This is a genomic window from Rhodococcus sp. MEB032 (assembly GCF_030208925.1).
In the GTDB taxonomy this organism is placed as follows: domain Bacteria; phylum Actinomycetota; class Actinomycetes; order Mycobacteriales; family Mycobacteriaceae; genus Rhodococcus_F; species Rhodococcus_F qingshengii.
The window spans coordinates 743,553-763,232 of sequence record NZ_JARVSY010000010.1 but is presented as its reverse complement, the minus strand read 5'-3'; the positions used below and the strand labels follow the sequence as shown (position 1 = coordinate 763,232).

General features: G+C 61.5%; 18 protein-coding genes. 10 read left to right on the top strand and 8 right to left on the bottom strand.

The genetic code is table 11. The features are described from left to right. Positions 1–6: 6 nt before the first annotated feature. A complete protein-coding gene (locus QRN54_RS13950; protein WP_285182197.1) occupies positions 7–1,080 on the top strand; it encodes a VIT1/CCC1 transporter family protein in 1,074 nt (357 codons plus the stop codon). An 8-nt stretch (positions 1,081–1,088) separates the two neighbouring features. Here QRN54_RS13950 and QRN54_RS13945 read toward each other — a convergent pair whose 3' ends face one another. Both QRN54_RS13945 and QRN54_RS13940 read right to left on the bottom strand, forming a co-directional pair. After that, positions 1,089–2,921 carry an APC family permease gene (locus QRN54_RS13945; protein ID WP_285182245.1) on the bottom strand — a complete coding sequence of 611 codons (1,833 nt, stop codon included), beginning with the start codon at positions 2,919–2,921 and terminating at the stop codon, positions 1,089–1,091. A gap of 94 nt (positions 2,922–3,015) precedes the next feature. Beyond that, complete coding sequence (locus QRN54_RS13940) at positions 3,016–4,227, bottom strand: DUF2254 family protein (RefSeq protein ID WP_285182195.1); 1,212 nt, start codon at positions 4,225–4,227, stop codon at positions 3,016–3,018. A gap of 117 nt (positions 4,228–4,344) precedes the next feature. Here QRN54_RS13940 and QRN54_RS13935 point away from each other — a divergent pair, with 117 nt between their 5' ends. Further along, entirely contained in the window at positions 4,345–6,711 is a 2,367-nt protein-coding gene (locus QRN54_RS13935) for an arylsulfatase (RefSeq protein ID WP_285182194.1), read from the top strand. A 47-nt stretch (positions 6,712–6,758) separates the two neighbouring features. Beyond that, positions 6,759–6,896: a hypothetical protein gene (locus tag QRN54_RS13930; RefSeq protein ID WP_153211511.1), complete on the top strand. Its 138-nt coding sequence runs from the start codon at positions 6,759–6,761 to the stop codon at positions 6,894–6,896. Between the two features lie 8 nt (positions 6,897–6,904). Here the strand turns inward: QRN54_RS13930 and QRN54_RS13925 are convergent, their stop codons facing one another. The 3 genes from QRN54_RS13925 to QRN54_RS13915 form a co-directional block, all read right to left on the bottom strand. Beyond that, entirely contained in the window at positions 6,905–8,560 is a 1,656-nt protein-coding gene (locus tag QRN54_RS13925) for an FAD-binding dehydrogenase (protein ID WP_285182192.1), read from the bottom strand. Further along, the gene (locus QRN54_RS13920; RefSeq protein ID WP_065454946.1) at positions 8,557–9,222 is read right to left on the bottom strand and encodes a TetR/AcrR family transcriptional regulator; all 666 of its coding nucleotides are present in this window, start codon (positions 9,220–9,222) and stop codon (positions 8,557–8,559) included. Before QRN54_RS13920 ends, QRN54_RS13925 begins: the two co-directional genes overlap by 4 nt. Positions 9,223–9,363: 141 nt before the next feature. After that, a complete protein-coding gene (locus tag QRN54_RS13915; RefSeq protein WP_030536520.1) occupies positions 9,364–10,695 on the bottom strand; it encodes an MFS transporter in 1,332 nt (443 codons plus the stop codon). A 157-nt stretch (positions 10,696–10,852) separates the two neighbouring features. On the opposite strand from QRN54_RS13915, the gene QRN54_RS13910 reads away from it, so the two are divergent. The 3 genes from QRN54_RS13910 (at position 10,853) to QRN54_RS13900 (ending at position 13,423) form a co-directional block, all read left to right on the top strand. Further along, complete coding sequence (locus QRN54_RS13910; RefSeq protein ID WP_003940457.1) at positions 10,853–12,016, top strand: LLM class flavin-dependent oxidoreductase; 1,164 nt, start codon at positions 10,853–10,855, stop codon at positions 12,014–12,016. A 150-nt stretch (positions 12,017–12,166) separates the two neighbouring features. Continuing rightward, positions 12,167–12,703, top strand: coding sequence for a hypothetical protein (locus QRN54_RS13905; protein WP_007729952.1), 537 nt, complete (start codon positions 12,167–12,169; stop codon positions 12,701–12,703). 87 nt (positions 12,704–12,790) lie between these two features. After that, the gene (locus QRN54_RS13900) at positions 12,791–13,423 is read left to right on the top strand and encodes a hypothetical protein (protein ID WP_209448004.1); all 633 of its coding nucleotides are present in this window, start codon (positions 12,791–12,793) and stop codon (positions 13,421–13,423) included. 10 nt (positions 13,424–13,433) lie between these two features. Here the strand turns inward: QRN54_RS13900 and QRN54_RS13895 are convergent, their stop codons facing one another. Next, on the bottom strand, positions 13,434–13,949 hold the full coding sequence (locus tag QRN54_RS13895; RefSeq protein WP_003940315.1) for a CGNR zinc finger domain-containing protein: 516 nt from the start codon (positions 13,947–13,949) through the stop codon (positions 13,434–13,436). A 25-nt stretch (positions 13,950–13,974) separates the two neighbouring features. Here QRN54_RS13895 and QRN54_RS13890 point away from each other — a divergent pair, with 25 nt between their 5' ends. The 4 genes from QRN54_RS13890 (at position 13,975) to QRN54_RS13875 (ending at position 17,059) form a co-directional block, all read left to right on the top strand. Next, complete coding sequence (locus QRN54_RS13890) at positions 13,975–14,166, top strand: hypothetical protein (RefSeq protein WP_039973125.1); 192 nt, start codon at positions 13,975–13,977, stop codon at positions 14,164–14,166. 103 nt (positions 14,167–14,269) lie between these two features. After that, a complete protein-coding gene (locus QRN54_RS13885) occupies positions 14,270–15,877 on the top strand; it encodes an AMP-binding protein (RefSeq protein ID WP_007729954.1) in 1,608 nt (535 codons plus the stop codon). Between the two features lie 127 nt (positions 15,878–16,004). After that, positions 16,005–16,289, top strand: coding sequence for a hypothetical protein (locus tag QRN54_RS13880; RefSeq protein WP_003939785.1), 285 nt, complete (start codon positions 16,005–16,007; stop codon positions 16,287–16,289). A gap of 38 nt (positions 16,290–16,327) precedes the next feature. Beyond that, positions 16,328–17,059, top strand: a complete 732-nt coding sequence (locus QRN54_RS13875; protein WP_285182188.1) for a hypothetical protein — start codon at positions 16,328–16,330, stop codon at positions 17,057–17,059. 14 nt (positions 17,060–17,073) lie between these two features. Here QRN54_RS13875 and QRN54_RS13870 read toward each other — a convergent pair whose 3' ends face one another. Beyond that, complete coding sequence (locus QRN54_RS13870; RefSeq protein ID WP_285182187.1) at positions 17,074–19,029, bottom strand: ABC1 kinase family protein; 1,956 nt, start codon at positions 19,027–19,029, stop codon at positions 17,074–17,076. Between the two features lie 303 nt (positions 19,030–19,332). Next, entirely contained in the window at positions 19,333–19,470 is a 138-nt protein-coding gene (locus tag QRN54_RS13865) for a hypothetical protein (protein WP_021345701.1), read from the bottom strand. Positions 19,471–19,680: the final 210 nt, after the last annotated feature.

The window sequence follows — 19,680 nt, the reverse complement described above, 5'->3', positions numbered from 1 at the left end:
AACACGATGTCCACAGTTCCGGCCGCACGACCCGATCCAGACCCGCGAGATGTCAAGCGCTGGAGACGATACCTCGCCGACGAACAAGCCGAGGCCGCCGTCTACCGCGACCTCGCGGGTAGGCGCAGCGGCGAGGAGCGCGAAATCCTTCTCGCACTGGCCGATGCGGAGGGTCGACACGAGGCGCACTGGCGAGCGCTACTCGGCGATCACGTCGGCAAACCACTTCGCGGTGATATCCGCACTCGGATACTGGGCTTTCTGGCCAGACGCTTCGGCTCTGTCTTCGTGCTCGCTCTTGCCCAGCGCGCGGAGACACGATCCCCCTATCCGAACGACGCCGACGCGACCGCATCGATGGGCGCGGACGAGAAGATCCACGAAGAAGTGGTGCGGGCCTTGGCCACCCGAGGCCGCAACAGACTTTCGGGGACGTTTCGTGCCGCCGTCTTCGGAGCCAACGACGGCCTCGTCAGCAATCTCGCTCTTGTACTCGGCATCAGCGGTAGCGGCGTCTCCAACCAGATCGTTCTGATCACCGGCATGGCCGGGCTTCTGGCCGGCGCCCTGTCGATGGGCGCCGGCGAGTACGTTTCAGTCCGCTCGCAGCGAGAGTTGTTGGAAGCGTCCAATCCTGGTCCCGCTGCCAGCGAAGCTGTCGGCCTGCTCGACGTCGACGCCAACGAATTGTCCCTGGTCTACCGGGCCCGCGGCATGTCCGCCGAGGAAGCGGACCAGCGCGCCGCCGAGGTCCTCGCGAACAGCACCTTCGGCGCCGCTGACGTTGTCGACGACCATGAAGCCGTCGGAACCGGATTGGGCGCAGCGGCGGCAAGTTTCTGCTTCTTCGCCTCGGGCGCAATCATTCCGGTGCTGCCGTATCTGTTCGGCCTGGAAGGCATGACGGCTCTGATCGTCGCATCTGTTCTCGTGGGGATCGCGTTGCTGACGACGGGCGTTGTGGTCGGGTTGCTCTCGGGCGGGCCTCCGTTCAAGCGGGCCCTACGCCAACTTGCGATCGGCTACGGCGTTGCCGGCGCGACGTATCTGCTCGGCATGTTGTTCGGGACCTCGCTCTGAGCGTCGGCTCATGCGCGTAGGGCGGGATCGCGGTGAGCCGGATCGATCCGAACCGGAATCTGGCACACCACGGCCTCGGTGTGTTTGCGCAGTGCATGAGCGATCTCATCGGTCCGTTGGCTCGGGAGGAATCGGTGCCATCTGGTGGCCGGGTCGATGGTGGCGACGACAACAAAGGTCTCTCGGTGGGGGAAGTGTGTGCGGATGTATCGGGCGAGGGTGTTCCCCACGGAATTCTCGGTGTCCTCGATGACGATCAAACGCGAATTCGGGTGTCGGGCTTGCCATCGGCGTGTGAAGTCCGTCGTCGATTCGTGGGCCAGGCAGACTCGAATTGCGATGGGCTGTGACGACATCGCCGTTGCCGCGGCCATCGCGCGGGTGGAGAGCGACGTAATTTCGGACACGGGTACTAGGACCGCTGGTTTGTATCCGATAGACAGAGAATCGTTCTCACCCTGAACGGTTAACCGAGTACCGATATGTGTGTACGCACCGCGGATGCGTTCCATACCGAGGACGAGCGCAGGGAGGGCGAGAGCGATCAGCCAGGCTCCCTCGGTGAACTTCATGGCGGTGGTCACCACTGCTGCGATCGAAGTCAACGCAGCCCCGAAACCGTTGAGCGCTAGGCGCCACTTCCAGCCCGGCGTCTGTTCGGCGAGCCAGTGGCGCACCATGCCGAACTGCGCGAGCGTGAATCCGATGAACACACCGATGGCGAACAGCGGCACCAAGGTGTTCATGTTTCCGCCGGATCCGATGAGCAGGAGAGCACCGACGCCACCGAGCGACAAGACGCCGTAAGTGAAGACGTCACGCGTCGACTTCCGGCTGAAGCGGTGCGGGAGCACGTTGTCGTCGGCGAGGATCCGCATCAGGTTGGGAAGTCCGCCGTACGAGGTATTCGCGGCCAACGCCAACAGAATCACGGTGGAGAATTGGACGACGTAGTAGCCCACACCATTTCCGAGGGCAGCGGAAGTGAGTTGCGACAGGACCGTTGTTCCGGGGACTGGGGCCAGTGAGAACTTTTCGATCAACACCGCAAGGCCGATCAGCATGGTGCCCAACAGGATTCCCAGAGCTACTTCGGCACGCTGAGCGCTACGCACGCGAGGCTTCTTGAAACTGGGTACCGCATTGGCGATGGCTTCGACTCCGGTCAATGCGGCGCAACCACTCGAAAATGCCTTGAGCAGAAGGAGAATGCCGATCGTGTGTGCGTTGTCGGCGAGGAAGGGAGCCGTGGCGGCGGCAGGGTTTTCCCGAAGTAGTCCGGCACCGATCACCGTGAAGATGCTGACGACAAAAACCACGGTGGGCAACATGAATACTCGCGCGGAATCTGCGATGCCCCGTAGATTCAGTGCAGTGATGCCGCCGAGTATCGCCAGTGCGATCCAGACCGTGTAGGGAAGAAGCGCAGGGAAGGCGGAGGTCAGAGCCGCGACACCGGCTGCGATCGATACCGCGACGTTGAGGGTGTAGTCGACGATCAACGATGCGGCGGCAGTCAGGCTTGCGCGAGGACTCAGATGCTTCTTTGCGACGGCATATGCGCCACCGCCTTCGGGAAATGCGGCGATCACCTGGCGATACGACGCCACCAGAACCACAAGCAGCACGGCGATGGCGATCGTCACCGGCACGGTGAAGCCGATCCCCGCGCCGCCGGCGAGGGCCAAGACCAACACGATGGCCTCTGGACCGTACGACACCGAGGCCATCGCGTCGAGTGACAGACCCGCCAGTCCGGTTGCGACGGAGAGCTTTTGCTTCTCAGGTTCGCCGCCGGCGCGGATGGTCGACGATATGACTCCACGGTGTCCGAGTATCACTGCATGTCTCACCGAGTCAGTATCGTCATTTCCCGTAGCTCTGAGACTGATCTTGACGATGCTTTGACGCGATGGCCTGCAAATCTGTACGGGTTCACAACGGGGGTTCGAGTCGCGGGAAGCCTTGTGACAGCTGATCAATCCAGCGAGCGCGCGTGGCGAGAATATCGCGGTTCCGAGACTCCGATTGGGCGGCGACGTGCGAAAGTAGGTCGCGAAGTCGGCCCAGAACGAGTGGCGAGTTCGATGCCGAGGCTATGACGTCGTCCAGTCCGGTTCTGACGAAGCTCGTGAAGTCGGGCAGTGGAATCACCACACGCAGATCACCACGCTCGTCGACGGCCCGGATCGAATCTGCGCGTACGGAGGCCACCAGAGAGAGGAGGTCCTCGATCTCGTCCAGAGCCTGCACGGCCGTCGCAGGATCGTTGATAGCGGGTGAGAGCGCTCTGAGCGCGATGTCAGCCAACAACCGAATCGCGAGTAGGGGGTCCTGGGTGAAGGTCCGCTCACTCCCACTGACCAAGGCGTCAAGGATCGTGTTGGCGGGCATGGGTCCGCCGTAGACGTCGGCGAGCGGCAATCCGTCTCGCAGCGTGCTACCCGGCGACACTCGGAGGACCACCATGGATCGGCAGTTCCGAGCGTTCTGCAGCAGATCTTCGACGAGGATCTGCTGCAGAACGGCCGGCGGTCGATGCCACTCGATTGTCGTGATCACCGGAAGTGTTGGTAGAGGAGGCAACTCCAGATCAGTGGTGGGGTACACGGCGGCGAAGACTGCTCGGCCACGACTCGAGATCGTGGTCAGTACAGGAGCCAACTGGATGGCCGAGAATGCGCGCAGCTGGAGCAGCCTGATCAGCGTCAGCGTCGCCAAGAGCGCCAGCACTGCGAGGCTGGGCACGATCACCGACACGTCCGTTTCGTTGCTGATGGCGAGCGCCGCCGTGATGTCGAAAACCGACTGGCCTATCGCGAAGGCAAACGTCCGCCACACGATGGGGTCGTCGCGGAACAACAACAAGCGAGGAGTGAAGGTGGTCGCGGCCCACTGGACGACGAGGAACAGCAGCGAGAAGATCACTGCCACTACACCCAGTAACCCCAGTCCGAGGGCAACGAGCATCTCGCTGACCTGACGGGCGGGAATCATCGGGCCGCTCCGGACATACGGCATCCCCAGTCCGGCAGCCAGTCCCACGACGACGCACAGGATCTGGGTCAGGCCTGCACGTACACGGCGCCGGGGGACGAGGAAGGCATGCCCGATCGGGGTGGGAGCGAAACGTCCGGGCTGATCCACACTTCAAGCCTCCACGCTGCGGCAATGGTGCGCCTTCACCCGAAACGGATGATGTCGACGTCGTCGTGATCCTGAAACGCTTGAAAGAGCCATGTGAGAGACAGAAGGCGAGACGTCATGACGGATCCGACAGACCAGAGCCGCGCCGTACTACCGATTCCGGATCGACAACATCTTGGTCTGGTGACGTACGACGCGAAGGATCCGGACACCGAGTTTCCGCCGATCACTCCGCTACTACCGCCGGCCGGCGCACCCAATGTTCTGGTGGTCCTGTTGGACGACGTGGGATATGGCGCGAGCAGTGCCTTCGGAGGACCAGCGGACACACCGACTGCTGAGCGATTGCAAAGTAATGGGCTCACGTACACGCGGTTTCACACGACGGCACTGTGTGCTCCGACCCGCGCCGCTCTTCTGAGCGGGCGCAACCATCATTCGGTCGGCATGGGATCGATCACCGAAACCGCTACCTCGGCTCCTGGTCTTTCCGGCCTGCGGCCGAATACCAAAGCCGCACTGCCGATGACGTTGAAACTCAACGGATACTCGACGGCGCAGTTCGGCAAGTGTCACGAGGTTCCGCCGTGGCAAACATCCCCGGTGGGACCGTTCACGTCGTGGCCGACGGGAGAAGGCGGATTCGAGCATTTCTACGGATTCATCGGCGGGGAGAACAACCAGTATTACCCGGCGCTGTACGAGGGCGTCGCGCCTGTCGAGCCGGACAAGACACCGGAGGAGGGTTACCACCTCACCGAAGACCTTGCCGATCACGCGATTGACTGGGTTCGGATGCAGAAGTCATTGGCTCCGGACAAGCCGTTCTTCGTCTACTTTGCACCCGGCGCTACCCATGCGCCGCACCATGTTCCGATGGAGTGGGCCGACAAGTACGAGGGCCGCTTCGCAGGAGGTTGGGACGCTCAACGCGAATCAATTCTCGAGCAGCAGAAGCAGCGGGGGGTCGTTCCCGCGGATGCGGTCCTCACCCCGCGTCCCGAGGCCATCCCGGCGTGGGAGGACATGAGTGAGGAGATGAAGCCCGTCCTCGAACGCCAAATGGAAGTCTATGCAGGATTTCTCGAACACACCGATTTCCATGTCGGCCGGCTTGTCGATGCGATCGAAGAACTCGGAGCTCTCGACAACACCCTCGTGTACTACATCATCGGAGACAACGGAGCGTCCGCAGAGGGGACGATCAACGGCGCTTTCAACGAGATGGCCAACTTCAACGGACTCGCCGCCATCGAGACGCCCGAGTTCATGGCGGAAGTGAAAGACAAATTCGGTACCAAGGACGCATACAACCACTATTCCGTGGGGTGGGCGTGGGCAATGTGTACGCCGTATCAGTGGACGAAACAGGTTGCGTCACACTGGGGTGGCACCCGTAACGGGACGATCGTGCACTGGCCTGCAGGGATTCGGACCAAGGGGGAGACGCGGTCGCAGTTCACCCACGTCATCGACGTTGCACCGACGATCCTCGAAGTCGCGAAACTACCGGAACCGACCTTTGTCAACGGCGTCCAGCAATCACCCATCGAGGGGACCAGCATGGTCTACACCTTCGACGACGCCGAAGTCGCCGAACGTCACGATCTGCAGTACTTCGAGATGGCCGGCAACCGTGGAATCTATTACAAGGGTTGGAGTGCGGTCACCAGGCACAGCACTCCGTGGCTTTTCGCGGAGGCACTCCCCGCTCTCGACGACGACGTGTGGGAGCTCTACGACGGGTCTCAGGATTGGACGCAGTCCAAAGATTTGGCGGCCGAGTTGCCGGAGAAACTCGCTGCACTGCAACGCTTGTGGTTGATCGAAGCAGTCAAGTACAACGTGCTTCCGATCGACGACCGAAGATTCGAGAGGTTCAACCCTCACATCGCGGGGCGTCCGCAGTTGGTGTCCGGGAATCGACTGGTTCTGTTTCCCGGAATGAAACGGCTGAGCGAGCACAGCGTGCTGAGTATCAAGAACCGATCATTCAGTGTCACAGCAGCAGTCGACGTCGCGGATGGCATTACTGCCAACGGTGTGATGATCGCGCAGGGAGGCAGATTTGGTGGCTGGGCACTTTACGCGCGGGAAGGCCGCGCCAAATTCGTCTACAACCTATTGGGCATGACCGAGTTCGTCATCGGTTCCGACGTTGACATTCCGGCAGGATCACACCAGATCAGAGCTGAGTTCACCTACGACGGAGGTGGTCTCGCGAGAGGCGGTGGGGTCACGATCTATCACGACGGTCGCGAAGTGGGCTCAGGTCGCGTCGAGCAGACGCAACCGATGGTCTTCTCCGCGGACGAGACCACCGACATCGGGGATGACTACGGCATGCCTGTCAGTGTTGATTACAGTGGAGCAACCACATTCAACGCACGTATCGACGTCGTGCAGATCGATGTCGGTGACGACGACCATACCCACCTCATCGATCCGGAGGAGGTGGCGCGAGTGGCGGTGTCCAGACAGTGATTCCACAGGCAAGAGCAGCAGTCACAATCTCCTGAGGGAGGGTCGCAATGCCGACCGTCATCCGTACTGTTCACGATCTGGTCCGCCACGCGCGCGGGCCGACGCACCATCACCACCATCAATCCGTGCACGAGGCGCGGCGAATGCGTGCCCACCACATTCTGGTCACGCATTCGCTCGCCTGATTTCGGGGCTACAGGTCGCGCGCCAATGCTCGTCCGGCTGCGCGGCCCGAGAAGATGCAGCCGCCGAGGAAGGTCCCCTCGAGTGCGCTGTAACCGTGGACTCCGCCGCCGCCGAAGCCCGCGACTTCACCGGCTGCGTACAGGCCGTCGAAGACACTGCCGTCGGCCTTGATGACCTGCGAATCCAGGTTGGTTTCCAAGCCGCCGAGAGTCTTGCGTGTGAGCAGGTGCAACCGGACCGCGATCAGTGGGCCGTTCTTGGGGTCCAGGATCTTGTGCGGTGCAACGACGCGCACGATCTTGTCTGCCAACAGATTACGGGCACCGTGGATGGCGGTGACCTGGAAGTCCTTGCTGTACTTGTTATCGACTTCGCGGTCGCGGGCGATCATCTCGCGTTCGATGTCCTCGTAGTCGAGGAGCGGTTCGTCGGTGAGGGCGTTCATGCCGTCGACCAGATCACGAAGGTTGTTGCGCACCACGAAGTCCGCGCCCTTCTGCTTGAACGCCTCGACCGGTCCCGGCGCGCCCTTCTTGATTCGTTCGAGAAGGAGCTTGAAGTCGCGGTTGGTGAAGTCAGGGTTCTGTTCCGATCCCGAGAGTGCGAACTCCTTCTCGATGATCTTCTGGTCGAGGATGAACCACGTGTACTCGTGGCCGCTGTCGAGGATGTACTTGAAAGTTCCCATCGTGTCGAAGCCGGGGAAGTTGGGGACCGGCAGACGCTTGCCGGTGGCGTCGAACCACATCGAGGACGGTCCGGGGATGATTCGGATTCCGTGGTTGGGCCAGATGGGATTCCAGTTCTGGATGCCTTCGGTGTAGTGCCACATGCGGTCGCGGTTGACGATGTTTCCGCCCGCGGATTCGGTGATTTCGAGCATGCGTCCGTCGACGTGCGCCGGTACTCCCGTCAGCATGTGCTTCGGAGCCGTGCCGAGTCGCTCCGGCCAGTTCTTCTTCACCAGTTCGTAGTTGCCGCCGATTCCACCGGAGGTGACCACGACGGCCTGTGCGGCGAACTCGAATTCGCCGATGGGGGTGCGTGAGCTCTTCACACCGCGCAGATCACTGGAAGGTTCGAGGACGGTTCCTCGTACACCGGTGACCGCGCCATCGGTGACCACCAACTGATCCACCTGGTGGCGGTGCTTGAACGTGACAAGGCCACGTTTCTGGGCAGCTATGACCTTGGTCAGAAAGACATCGACGACGCCAGGTCCGGTTCCCCAGGTGAGGTGGAAGCGCGGCACCGAATTGCCGTGTCCAAGAGCCATTCCGCGGCCGCGTTCGGCCCAGCCGACATTCGGCATCAGGCGAAGCCCCAGATCGTGCAGGTACTGACGCTTGTCGCCGGCCGCGAACTCGACGTACGCCTTGGCCCACTGACGCGGCCAGTGATCTTCGCGGTCGCGGTCGAATCCCGCTGTGCCCATCCAGTCCTGCATCGCCAACTCGAGGGAGTCCTTGATGCCGAGTCGGCGTTGTTCGGGGCTGTTCACGAGGAAGAGTCCGCCGAGAGACCAAAATGCCTGCGCGCCGAGGTTGGCAGCGTTCTCCTGTTCCACGACAAGGACTTTGCGGCCCGCGCGCGTCAGTTCGTAGGTGGCGACCAGTCCCGCCAGCCCTGCCCCGACAACGATGACGTCAGCTTGTTCGCTCACGACAACTCCTCTTCCGATTGGTTGTTCTGGATTATTTCGCTGTAGGACAGCAGAATTCGAGTGAAGATATCGCGGCGCAGTGCAAAGGCGGCGTTGGTGTCGGTATCGACGAGGCACTGCACGCTGGTGCCGTCGTGCACTGCAACCAATGCCCGTCCCAACGCCGTCGGGTCGCCGACGATTGTTCGCCCGACATCGCTGAGTGCGGACTCCACGATGGGCAACAGGGTGCGAAGGATCGCGTCTTCACGGTCGGCAAGGGCTTTGCGAAGTGCCGGGTTACGGAGCGCGTGGGCTGTGAATTCCGCGTTGATCCGGTACCACTGGGGGTCGACCGGAACCACCGCCACGATCCGGGCGACAGCGGCATGGATGTCGACGGTGTTGCCGGCGGTGATCGACTCCGTCGCCAGCCGTAGATCGGCGAGCATTGATGCAGATCGCTGCTCCCACATCGCGAAGAACAATTCGTCGAGTGAATCGAAGTTGGAGTAGAACGCGCCTCGGGAGTATCCGGCGCGTTCGCAGATCTGCTCGACCGTGGCGTGCCCGAACCCGGATTCGGAGAAGACATCTGCAGCCGCGTCGAGCAGACGCTGCCGGGTCTGACCACGGCGTTTGGTGACACGCTTGGCCGGCGAGTTGTCCGTTCCAGTCGTCATCGGCGCCTCCGTCAGGGTGGGACCCCAAACGATACACCGATGTATCCGATGCGCAGGCGTATCTCGATCTGTTCTTCTTCGCAGGTATTTCTATGCATATCTAGTAAATGTGCAAGAGAGGTGAATATTCAGATGTGATCGCTATAGATGCAGATCACGCTTCCTGATCGCCGCAGTGGCGACGACGCTGATCGCCGAGGTGGCCACCAGATATCCACATGCCAGCCAGGGCGAACCGCCACTGGCGCCGATCAGTGCCGTCAGAATCAGAGGTGTGACGCCGGAGGCGTAGATACCCGAGAACTGGTAAACGACCGACAACCCGGTGTACCGGATTTCTGTGGGGTAGAGGCTCGCATACAGCGTTCCCTGGGCGCCGTAGAACAAGGCATGAATCACTCCGAAGACCACGACCATCGCGACTCCGAAGAGCAGGAGATTCTCGGTACCGAACAGTGCGAAGGCGGGGAAGATCGCGAGGCCGTACGCGGCGATGCCCACGATGTAGACCCGTTGCGGGCCGAACCGATCAGCGAGTGAACCGGAAAACGGCAGCAAGATCGCCATCACTACTGCGGCCACGGTGACCACAAGAAGTACCGGAACCTTTTCGAAATGCAGAGTCTTGGTTGCATACGTGATTGCAAAGACGCCCCAGGTGTTGAACGCGGCGCCCTCGCCCCAGCGAGACAGCATGCCCAGTACGGTGTTTCGCGCGACTCTTCCTTGAAAGACTTCCCTGAGCGGGGCGGATGAGCGCTGTTCGAGGTCGCGAACGGCCTGAAATGCCGGCGTCTCGTCGACCTTCAAACGGACCACCAACCCCACGATCACGAGTACCAAGCTCAGAACAAAGGCTATGCGCCAGCCGAAACGGAGAAACTGTTCGTCGTCGAAGACCGTTTGAAGTAGTGCGAACATTCCTGTGCCCAAAGCCAAGCCGAGAGCCAGTCCGATCTGCGGGATGCTGCCGAACAGCCCGCGCTTCTTCTCCGGACTGTGTTCGACCGCCAGAAGAACGGCTCCGGCCCACTCACCACCGAGAGCAAATCCCTGCAGGATACGAAGCAGCAGAAGCAGAATCGGTGCAACGACCCCGATTTGAGCTGCGGTCGGAAGGACACCCATGAGCGCCGTCGCGATACCCATGATGAACATCGTGAGGGCAAGCGTTTTCTTGCGCCCGATGCGATCGCCGATGTGACCGAACACCACTCCGCCGATGGGGCGAACGAGAAAGCCGACTGCGAAGGTCGCAAAAGAGAGCATGGTCCCGACGAACGAACTCTGGTTCGGGAAGAACAGTTGGTTGAAGACCAGACTCGCGGCCGTTGCGTAGAGGAAGAAGTCGTACCACTCGACCGTCGTGCCGAGCAGGCTCGCGGCGACGACGGTTCTCAATCTGGATCGCCGCTCGTCGTCGGTCTCGTTCGAGAACGGTGAATTGTGCTCGACTTCGGCAAACGTGGTCATCGGAGCCCCCGGGTCGCGGTGCAAATTCACGAAGGTATCGCCGGAGCCGAAAGTGGGCACCCCTAGCGATCAGGGTGATTTCAACCCTGTTCTTCGAGGTGGACTGTGGTTGTAATGACAGAAGAGTTCTGCCTGTTCGTCGACGAAAGGAATCACCGTGTCACTGCGCTTCCACTGGTTCTTGCCTACTTACGGTGATTCCCGGAATCTGATGGCGGGTGGGCACGGCAGTTCGATGTCCGGTGATCGTCCGGCGACGCTGAAATACCTCAATCAGATCGGCGCGGCCGCCGAGACGAACGGCTTCGAAGCTGTCCTCACGCCGACCGGCGCGTGGTGCGAAGACGCATGGCTGACGACGGCGATGATGCTCGAGACCACCGAGACACTCAAGTTTCTGGTTGCTCTGCGCCCGGGATTGCTCAGCCCCACGCTTGCCGCTCAGATGGCCGCAACCTTCCAATGGCAGTCGGGCGGTCGTCTGCTGCTCAACGTCGTGACCGGCGGGGAGGACCACGAGCAGCGCACGTTCGGTGACTTCCTCGACAAGAACCAACGGTACGCACGATGCGGCGAGTTCCTCGACGTGATCCGCCAGTTGTGGTCCGGTAACGGTCCGGTTGATTTCTCCGGCGAGTACGTCAACGTGGAAAAGGCTACGCTGCAGCGTATTCCGGATCCGGTACCGCCCATCTTCTTCGGCGGATCGTCGCCGGCGGCCGGAACCGTCGCATCGCGTTACGCGGATACGTATCTCACGTGGGGTGAGACGCCGTCCGCTGTTGCCGCCAAGATCGCCTGGATCCGCGACCTCGCGGAAGTCCAAGGTCGTCACCTCGACTACGGAATCCGTCTGCATGTCATCAGCCGGGACACCTCGGAACAGGCATGGGCAGAAGCGGATCGGCTGCTCAGTGCGCTCGATCCGGCGACCGTCGAGCAGGCTCAGGCGAGTCTTGCGCGATCCGGCTCCGAAGGTCAGCGTCGAATGCTCGAATTGCACGGCGGCGGTTCGGCTTACAAGGAGGGCGTCGGAGCGAGGTCGCTGGAGATTGCGCCGAACCTGTGGACCGGCGTCGGATTGGTGCGAGGGGGTGCAGGCACCGCATTGGTAGGTTCGCACCAAGAAGTGGCTGATCGGATTGCCGAGTACGCGGCGATCGGCCTGGATCACTTTGTATTGTCGGGCTATCCCCATCTCGAAGAGGCGTATCAGTTCGGTGAGGGTGTGCGTCCGATCCTCGAAAAGCGTGGATTGGTAGCACCGCACGGTTCGGTCGGCGGACCGGTGCGAACGCCCTTCGTCTCCAGTGGGAACTGAGTCGAACAGCAAGCTCTTCGAGAAGGGGACGTTTGTCCCGATCTTTCGGGCACGGCCTCCCTCCGGGACTATTCACGCAATTCGGTCAGTAGATCCGTTCTAGGCTGCGCACTGTTGCCGAACTCAAGGCGCAGTACGAAAGGATCCTCGATGAAGCTGGGCACGAGTGGAGTACGTCGCGTCGTGGGAACCGTGGCAGTCGCCGCTGCAACCGCGGCAGGCGTCGCGATGGTCAATCCTGCAACTGCGTCGGCCGAGGTGGTCCCGCCGGTCGTCTCGTACAAGGTGACCGGAAACGATCTGGCGCTGACGATCACGAACAACAACACGGGCATTGCCCCGTTGTGCCAGGCGTTTGTCGTCAACGCCGCGGATTCTGCTGCCGTGCTTGATGATCCGCTCAAGCTGCTCGATCCGAACCTTGTGGTGTACCCCAAGATCACCGACCCGTCCTCACTGTTCGCCGTCGGTAAGGGGCAGACGGTCACCAACACCGTGACCGATGTTCCGGACGGAACCTACGCCGTGCTCGGTGCCTGCTCCGATCTTCTCGATCTGGAGACGTTGGGTAAGCCTGTTCCTGGCGTGCCGAGCCTCGTTGTCATCGGTGGACCGTTCAGCGGCATCAATACCGGAAGCCTGAGCGACCTGTTCGGCAGCGGCAGCCTCGAAGGACTTTTCGGGTAGCTCACCGTCTGTCTCCCCAATTTTCCGACTGAGCGGTCTATTCTTCAGGCATCTGGTGATCTGACCGACTTGCCTGGAGGTTCGGAAATGCGAAGTCGTGGATTCAAACGCGCTCTGGGAAGCATTGTCGCGGCGTCGGCCGCCGTCGTGGGACTTGTTGTCATGACTCCGGCGACGGCGTCGGCAGCACCGGCGATTCTCCCGCCTCCGGTGTCGGTGAGCGCAGCGGACAATGCGATCACCTTCACCATCACCAATCCGAACCCGCGGTTCAGCTTCATCAACTGCACAGTGGCGATCCTCAACGCCAGGGATGTCCCCGACGTGATCCGCGATCCGGCAAAGCTGCTCCAGCCCGGCGTGTTGGTGTATCCGACCGTCAGCAACATCCTCGATCTGTTTGCCGTTTCGCCTGGGCAGACGATCACGCGGACCGTCGGGAATCTGCCGGCCGGGGTGTACGCCGTTGCGGGAGCGTGCGTTCGACTGCTCGATCCGACCAACCCCACTATCGCGATTCCGCAGGCCGTTGTGGTCGGCGGCTGGTTCGAGGGCGCCGGAACCGGAAGTCTCTCAGGTTCTTTGGAGGACCTGGGATACAACACGGTCCAGGACTTGATCGACGCGTGGAATCGGATCAGCTCGGGAAGCAGCGGCGGCAGTTTCCAGTTCGACTACCAAGGTGGCTCGGATTTCGAGGTAGTGGGTCCTACGTCGTAGTCGGTCCGGCTCACTTGCGCGCGCGGTGGCGTCGCACCGCGTCGCGATTTGCACACGTGGGGGAGCAGTACCGCTGATTGCCGTTGCGTGAGGTGTCCGCGTAGATGTTGGTGCACTCGTCCAGGGTGCACCGACCTAATCTGTGCATTCCGCGGCCGACGAGGTGCAGCGCCGTGCCTACCGAGAAGAGTGCCTTGAGGACCTCGGCGAGCGACTGTTGGGGATCGCGGTAGTGCAGATGCCACCCGTCGTTGGCGTGGTTGGTCATGCGCGGATACGCCGACGCTTGCTCGAGCATGACGTTCACCAACTCGGCGCGGGCAGCCTCCTCCGTGACGTCGACGATTTTCGACCACTCGATCAGAAGGTCGAGGGTCTCGTCGAGGTCCTTCTCGGCGATGGGGAAATCGAGAATGATGCCTGCATCGACGCAGCGTTCGACGAGTTCGGCCAAGGTCTCGGGATTTCGATTGGCCAGGTCGGCGGCCAGCGTCACCGCATATTCGCCGTAAGGGTTGAGATGCACAATGCCATTACATCATGCTCGTCGTATGAAGAAAACAGATTTCGCGCCGATAAGTTGCATCCACCGCTGGGAGATCGAATCTCGGCATCGGACCAGCGAGGGGACGGTCACCTACCTGCGCTGCCATTGTGGGTCGTGGCAGACCTTGCTCGCCGAATGGGTGTCGGGCGGTGCGGGCTCGGCCGTCGCTGCGCCGATCAAGGTCAGGTCCAGGTAATGGTCAGCTAATCGCTCCGTTTTGCCTCGGGTGACATGGAACGTGTTCTAGATTCAGGGTTGTATGCCTCGGTATCGCGGCGCAGACTCTGAAAGGGAAGACGATGCAGTTCAACCTCGCTGATGTATTCGAAACCGTCGCCAGCTCGGTGCCTGATCGCGTCGCCTTGACTTACGAGGGAGAGAACTTCTCCTACGCTGAGCTGGACGCGGAAGCCAACCGAACGGCCAACCTGCTCGCGCAAGCCGGCATCTCGCGCGGCGATCATGTAGCCCTGTTCCTGAAGAACAGCGTCGAACATGTCACGTCGATCCTCGGGTTGATCAAGATCCGTGCGGTCCCGATCAACGTGAACTACCGGTACACGCCCGCCGAGCTCGAGTACATCTTCACCAACTCCGACTCGGTCGCAGTGGTCGTGGAACTCCCCGAGCATCAGCGTGTCCTTGCTTCCCTTTTCGGTGCATGCCCGAAGGTGAAGACGGTGATCGTGATCGGCGAGGTCGAGGCCGAACTGGTCGCTGCCGCGAAAGCGCATGAAGTGTCGGTGGTTTCCTTCGACGACGCTCGCGAGATGTCACCGGTAGGGGAGTTCGATTCTCGTTCGGGCGACGACGTGTACCTGCTCTACACCGGCGGGACGACCGGATACCCGAAGGGTGTCATGTGGCGTCACGACGACTTCTTCCGTAAGCCGCTCTCCGGCGGAAATCCGTACGGCGAGGAAGCTCGACAGGACCTCGCCGAGATAGCCAGCGCTGCAAAGGAATTTCCGGAACTCTCGTTCCTCATTGCCGCCCCCCTCATGCACGGCGCAGCGTTGTATTCGCTGTTCACCTTCCTCACCCTCGGTGCCCGCGTGGTTCTACGACGAGAATTCGTTGCGGAGAAGGTCGTCGAAGCGATCGAGAAGGATTCGGTACAGGTGATCCTGATCGTCGGTGACGGCATGGGACTGCCGTTGGTCGACGAGATGGAACGACGCAAAGACGAGGTCGATTTCAGCAGTCTCTTCTCGATCACGTCAGGTGGTGCGATCTGGTCCACCAGCGTTCGAGACCGCATGCTGGCGGTGAAGCCGGACCTGCTGTTGCGGGACAACTTCGGAGCCTCGGAGTCCGGTAATGACGGCGCCTTCTCCATCGACGAGGCGGGAAATCTGCGAATGCCGCCCTCGCCGAACATGATCCTGGTCGACGAGCGGCTCGAAGAGATCCCCGCCGGCTCCGACGACGTGGGCTACATCGCGCGTATCGGAAACGTCCCGCTCGGGTACTACAAGGACGAAGAGAAGACCGCCCGCACGTTCCCGACCCGCGCTGACGGCACCCGTCTTTCGGTGCTCGGCGACATGGGCAAGGTCGAAGCGGACGGCACGATTGTCTTCCTGGGCCGCGGCTCACAGTGCATTAACACCGGCGGCGAGAAGGTTTTCGCCGAAGAGGTCGAGGCTGCCCTTCACGCGCATCCGGCGATCTCCGACGCGCTTGTCGTCCCCGCACCCGACGCGCGCATGGGGCAGCAGGTTGCCGCGGTGATCGCGACCTATCCCGAGTCCGACGAGCTGACTCTCGAAGCGGTTCAGGAACATTGCCGTAAGACGTTGGCCGGTTACAAGGTGCCGCGCACGATCGTGCTGGTCGATGAAGTCAAGAGGACCCCGGCCGGTAAGGCGGACTACCGCTGGGCGACGACACTGGCGTCGTCCTAGCAGTGTGGAGTGGGTGGCGACAACCTTTCACACGGATTTCACCACGACATAAGAGACATACCGGAAAGATGGCGCAGAGTAAGTCGTTCGCGCCTTGCGTCGTCACTCCACGAAAGGGTCTCAGCTCATGCTCATCATCGGAATACTCCTGTTCGGGATCGTCATCGGAGCGGGAGCCCAGCTGATTCTGGGGAAAACGACCGCACGAGTGGACTGGACCTTCGCGTTCATCGCGGGAATCGGTGGTTCGCTGGTCGGCGGATTGCTCGTGAGTTTGATTGCAGGCGACGGATTATCATTGCGCCCGAGCGGCATCCTCGGGTCCCTTGCCGGCGCTGTCATCATCACCGCGGGGTGGCAGTGGTACCGCGGGAGGAACGCAACTACAACTACGCGTCCGTCTGATCGCTGATTTCCACAGTTCCGTCAGGGGACGGAGAGCGTCGACATATGACCGAACTACTCGATGAAGTCCTCACCGCACATGGCGGAGTCGAACGTTGGCAGTCTGTTTCAGCGATCACGGCACGGGGACGTTTGGGCGGTCTGCTGCCTCAGCGCTTCCCCGGCAACAAGCTGGCGAAGTTCACGGTCGAGGTTGAAGTCGCCGAGCAACGCACTGTCCTCCAAGACTTTCCGCGTGTCGGCGAGTGCGCTGTGTTCGACAAGGGCGTCGTGCGGTTCGAAACTCGTGACGGCGAAGAACTCGGGAGGCGAACCGACCCACGTCCAGAGTTTTTCGGGTTGAGTGGAGTCCGGCGCAACCTCCACTGGGACGCGCTCGACACCGCTTACTTTGCCGGCTACGCCTTTTGGAACTATCTGAACGCACCGCTGCTGCTCGCCCGCGACGACATCACTGTCACCGAAGCCGAACCTTGGCAGGAATCCGGGCAGCAATGGCGACGACTACAAGCAACATTTGCGCCAGAAATCGACACCCATTGCCGGCAGCAGACCTTCTATGTCGACAACGGTGGCCTCATCCGCCGTCACGACTTCGTCGCCGAACCGGTAGGCAGCTGGGCGAAAGCTGCTCTCTACTGTGACCATCACCGTCAGTTCGACGGTCTCACCTTTCCCACTCGACGGCGCGTTCTCCCGCGGGGCCCAGGCAGTCGCGTTCTCTCGCGGCCGACCCTCCTGGCGCTCGACTTCGACGACATCGAGATCAAGCGATGAAAATCAGTTCTCGGTTACCTGTTGTCGAGTGTGAACAAACGGAACACGGTCCGCATGCACAGAACGACGCCGACGAAGCCCAGTACCGCACTCGCGAGTGCATAGCCCGACAGCTGAGGTGTGAGTTGTGGTCCGCCAGGTACGAACAGCAGGATCGCCGCGACGATCAGCGCGGTCACTCCCGCCGCCATACCCAGGGCGTTGTTCGCCGACCGTCGTAGCCATCGCCTGTCGTCGGGGTGTGCAACCGAGCGAGTGCGAAGTGTGAAGCTTCCCGACGCGATCGAGGTCGCGATCTGATCGAGCTGACCAGGCAGGCGCCGGACCACCGCGGTTGTGACCGCCGTCGTCGACAGGATTGCCTGCGCGGCTGCAGTCGGGCTGGCGACATGGGTCAACAGTCGGGGTACTTCGGCCCGAACAGCAGCGACGAGGTCGATCTGCGGATCCAGGAGCCGCAGGGCGCGCTCCAAGGACGCGAGCGAACGGAAAGCGGCGGCGACGTCTCCCGGCACTCCGATTCGGTGTTCGCGAAGCACGGTGAACATTCGCGCGAACGATGCCATGGAAACATTGGGTTGGACACTGAGCAGGGTGATCTCTCGGCCCACCTGGTGACGTAGTGCTCCGCGATCAACTTCGGGCGGCACGTCGAATGCCATCAGCATCGCGTCGACTGTCGCCACCGGATCACCTGCGAGGGCAGCGTTGAGGAGCACGGCGAACAAGATCCGTGTCTCGCCGTCCAGAACCCCTACTGCGCCGAAGTCGAGGAGCCCGACCCGGCCGTCATCGAGGATCATGATGTTGCCGGGGTGCAGGTCCGCGTGAAACACGCCGTGGACAAAGATCCCGTCGAGCAACGACGCAAGAAGTTCGTTGGCGATGCTGCTGCGGGTGTCGCGGTCGAGGCCGGTGAGCGCCGACTCACCGTCGGAGAGCGGTGTGCCGTGAAGACGTTCCATCACGAGCACCCGTCCGCTACTGAGGTTGGGGTAGATGTGCGGAACGACGATATCCGGGCGGTTCGACATGGTGGAAGCAATCGCGCCGGTATTCGCTGCTTCGGTGCGGTAGTCGAGTTCCTCGAGCAGTGACGTGACGAGGCCCCCGGCGAGTCGGTGAACGCCGATATCGCGTGCCCAGGGAAAACGGGTCTCCGCGCGGGATGACACGCGAAGGAAGATATCGCAATCCACGCTCACTTGTGCGCTCGCCTCGGGCCGTTGAACCTTCACCACAACGTCGACGCCTTCAACGGTGCGCGCGGAATGTACCTGTGCGACAGAGGCGGCGGCGAACGGCTCCACATCGAACCATGCGAACACCGACTCTGGTGCGTCGCCGAGTTCCGATGCCAGTAGCTCCGCAATGCGGACTGGATCAGCCGGTCGTGCCGAACTTTGCAGAGACGAGAGAGTGCGAGCCAACTGGGGTGGTATGAGGTCGTCTCGCGTGCCGAGGATCTGTCCCAGCTTGACGAAAGTGACACCGCACCGGTTGATTACTTCCACCAGCGCGTCCCCGAACTGAGGCGCTGATGGCCCAGCACGGAGAGCGGGCCCGCCTCCCGCTCGCACGACGATGCCCATGATCTGGACGTATCGCTTGGTTCGTCGCCACGATTTGCGGCTGCGCTGCAATGCTTCTGGCGGTCCGGGGATGGACCCTGTTGGAAGGACAACTTCGAGGAAAACCAATGCGGCCAGGCATGCTGCGAACACCCAGAGCGCGACAACTCCGAAGAATATGAGCGCTGTTCCTACGCTCACCAGAAGTTGATCGTCCTGGCTGGCAATTCCTGCAAGTGTTGCGACGTATCCCGACAGTGGAACCCCCACCGAGAGTGCTATCACCGCGACCGCAAGGGTTCGCGGCCATCCGACTCTCGTCCCCAGCGTTCGTCGCATCACGCCCGCCAGTGCTGCTGCAAGAAATGGCGTCGTGACGATCCAGACCATCAAGTCCATTGCGATAGCGTACGGGTTCGCAATCTGCGATACATCCAGGAAAACCCCGAGCCCACCCCGACTGCCGGGTAACAAGCCCGACAGTGCCCAAGCGTCGAACATGCTTGGGCACTTCGGTGTTCATTCGCTCCGATGTCGACTCGTCCTGATCGACCGTCCAAAACTGCGTTCACTGACCATCCGCGAGGCCGAACTGCGCATCATGCTCGTCAGCGATGTCCCGGCCACCTTTCGCGAGGAGCAGTACAGCCGAAGAACAGGCTGCGATGGACGCCGAGCAGAAGTGAGACCGAGTGGACTCCTTTAAAGAATGGGGCCGCCGGTGAACAGGTTGACGAGACTCACCGCGAAGAACTGGACGATCGCTATGGCGGTGGCAAACGGGTCGCCCGCATACGTAGCTTGGTTGACCCATTCGTTGAATGCGTTGATCGAACCCATTGTGATTCCTCCTGAATAGTGATGGCGTGACTGATTGAAACTGGTGGTGCGACACTCGACACGAGGGACGTCAGTACGGACCCAGCGCAGTTGGGCATATGAGGCCACGAAAGGTCAGTGACGAGCGCCGACAGTACGCTGCGGTTGCGGCCCTCTGTGTTTCGAATGTAGTTCCCCGACTTAGGAATACCGTGAAGGACGGGCGGATTC

Bases quoted from the DNA above. Each gene is read 5' to 3' on its own strand.
- QRN54_RS13950 (WP_285182197.1), top strand. From the start codon at position 7: ATGTCCACAGTTCCGGCCGCACGACCCGATCCAGACCCGCGAGATGTC.
- QRN54_RS13935 (WP_285182194.1), top strand. From the start codon at position 4,345: ATGACGGATCCGACAGACCAGAGCCGCGCCGTACTACCGATTCCGGAT.
- QRN54_RS13930 (WP_153211511.1), top strand. From the start codon at position 6,759: ATGCCGACCGTCATCCGTACTGTTCACGATCTGGTCCGCCACGCGCGC.
- QRN54_RS13920 (WP_065454946.1), bottom strand. From the start codon at position 9,222: ATGACGACTGGAACGGACAACTCGCCGGCCAAGCGTGTCACCAAACGC.
- QRN54_RS13915 (WP_030536520.1), bottom strand. From the start codon at position 10,695: ATGACCACGTTTGCCGAAGTCGAGCACAATTCACCGTTCTCGAACGAG.
- QRN54_RS13905 (WP_007729952.1), top strand. From the start codon at position 12,167: ATGAAGCTGGGCACGAGTGGAGTACGTCGCGTCGTGGGAACCGTGGCA.
- QRN54_RS13900 (WP_209448004.1), top strand. From the start codon at position 12,791: ATGCGAAGTCGTGGATTCAAACGCGCTCTGGGAAGCATTGTCGCGGCG.
- QRN54_RS13890 (WP_039973125.1), top strand. From the start codon at position 13,975: ATGAAGAAAACAGATTTCGCGCCGATAAGTTGCATCCACCGCTGGGAG.
- QRN54_RS13885 (WP_007729954.1), top strand. From the start codon at position 14,270: ATGCAGTTCAACCTCGCTGATGTATTCGAAACCGTCGCCAGCTCGGTG.
- QRN54_RS13880 (WP_003939785.1), top strand. From the start codon at position 16,005: ATGCTCATCATCGGAATACTCCTGTTCGGGATCGTCATCGGAGCGGGA.
- QRN54_RS13875 (WP_285182188.1), top strand. From the start codon at position 16,328: ATGACCGAACTACTCGATGAAGTCCTCACCGCACATGGCGGAGTCGAA.
- QRN54_RS13870 (WP_285182187.1), bottom strand. From the start codon at position 19,029: ATGGACTTGATGGTCTGGATCGTCACGACGCCATTTCTTGCAGCAGCA.
- QRN54_RS13865 (WP_021345701.1), bottom strand. From the start codon at position 19,470: ATGGGTTCGATCAACGCATTCAACGAATGGGTCAACCAAGCTACGTAT.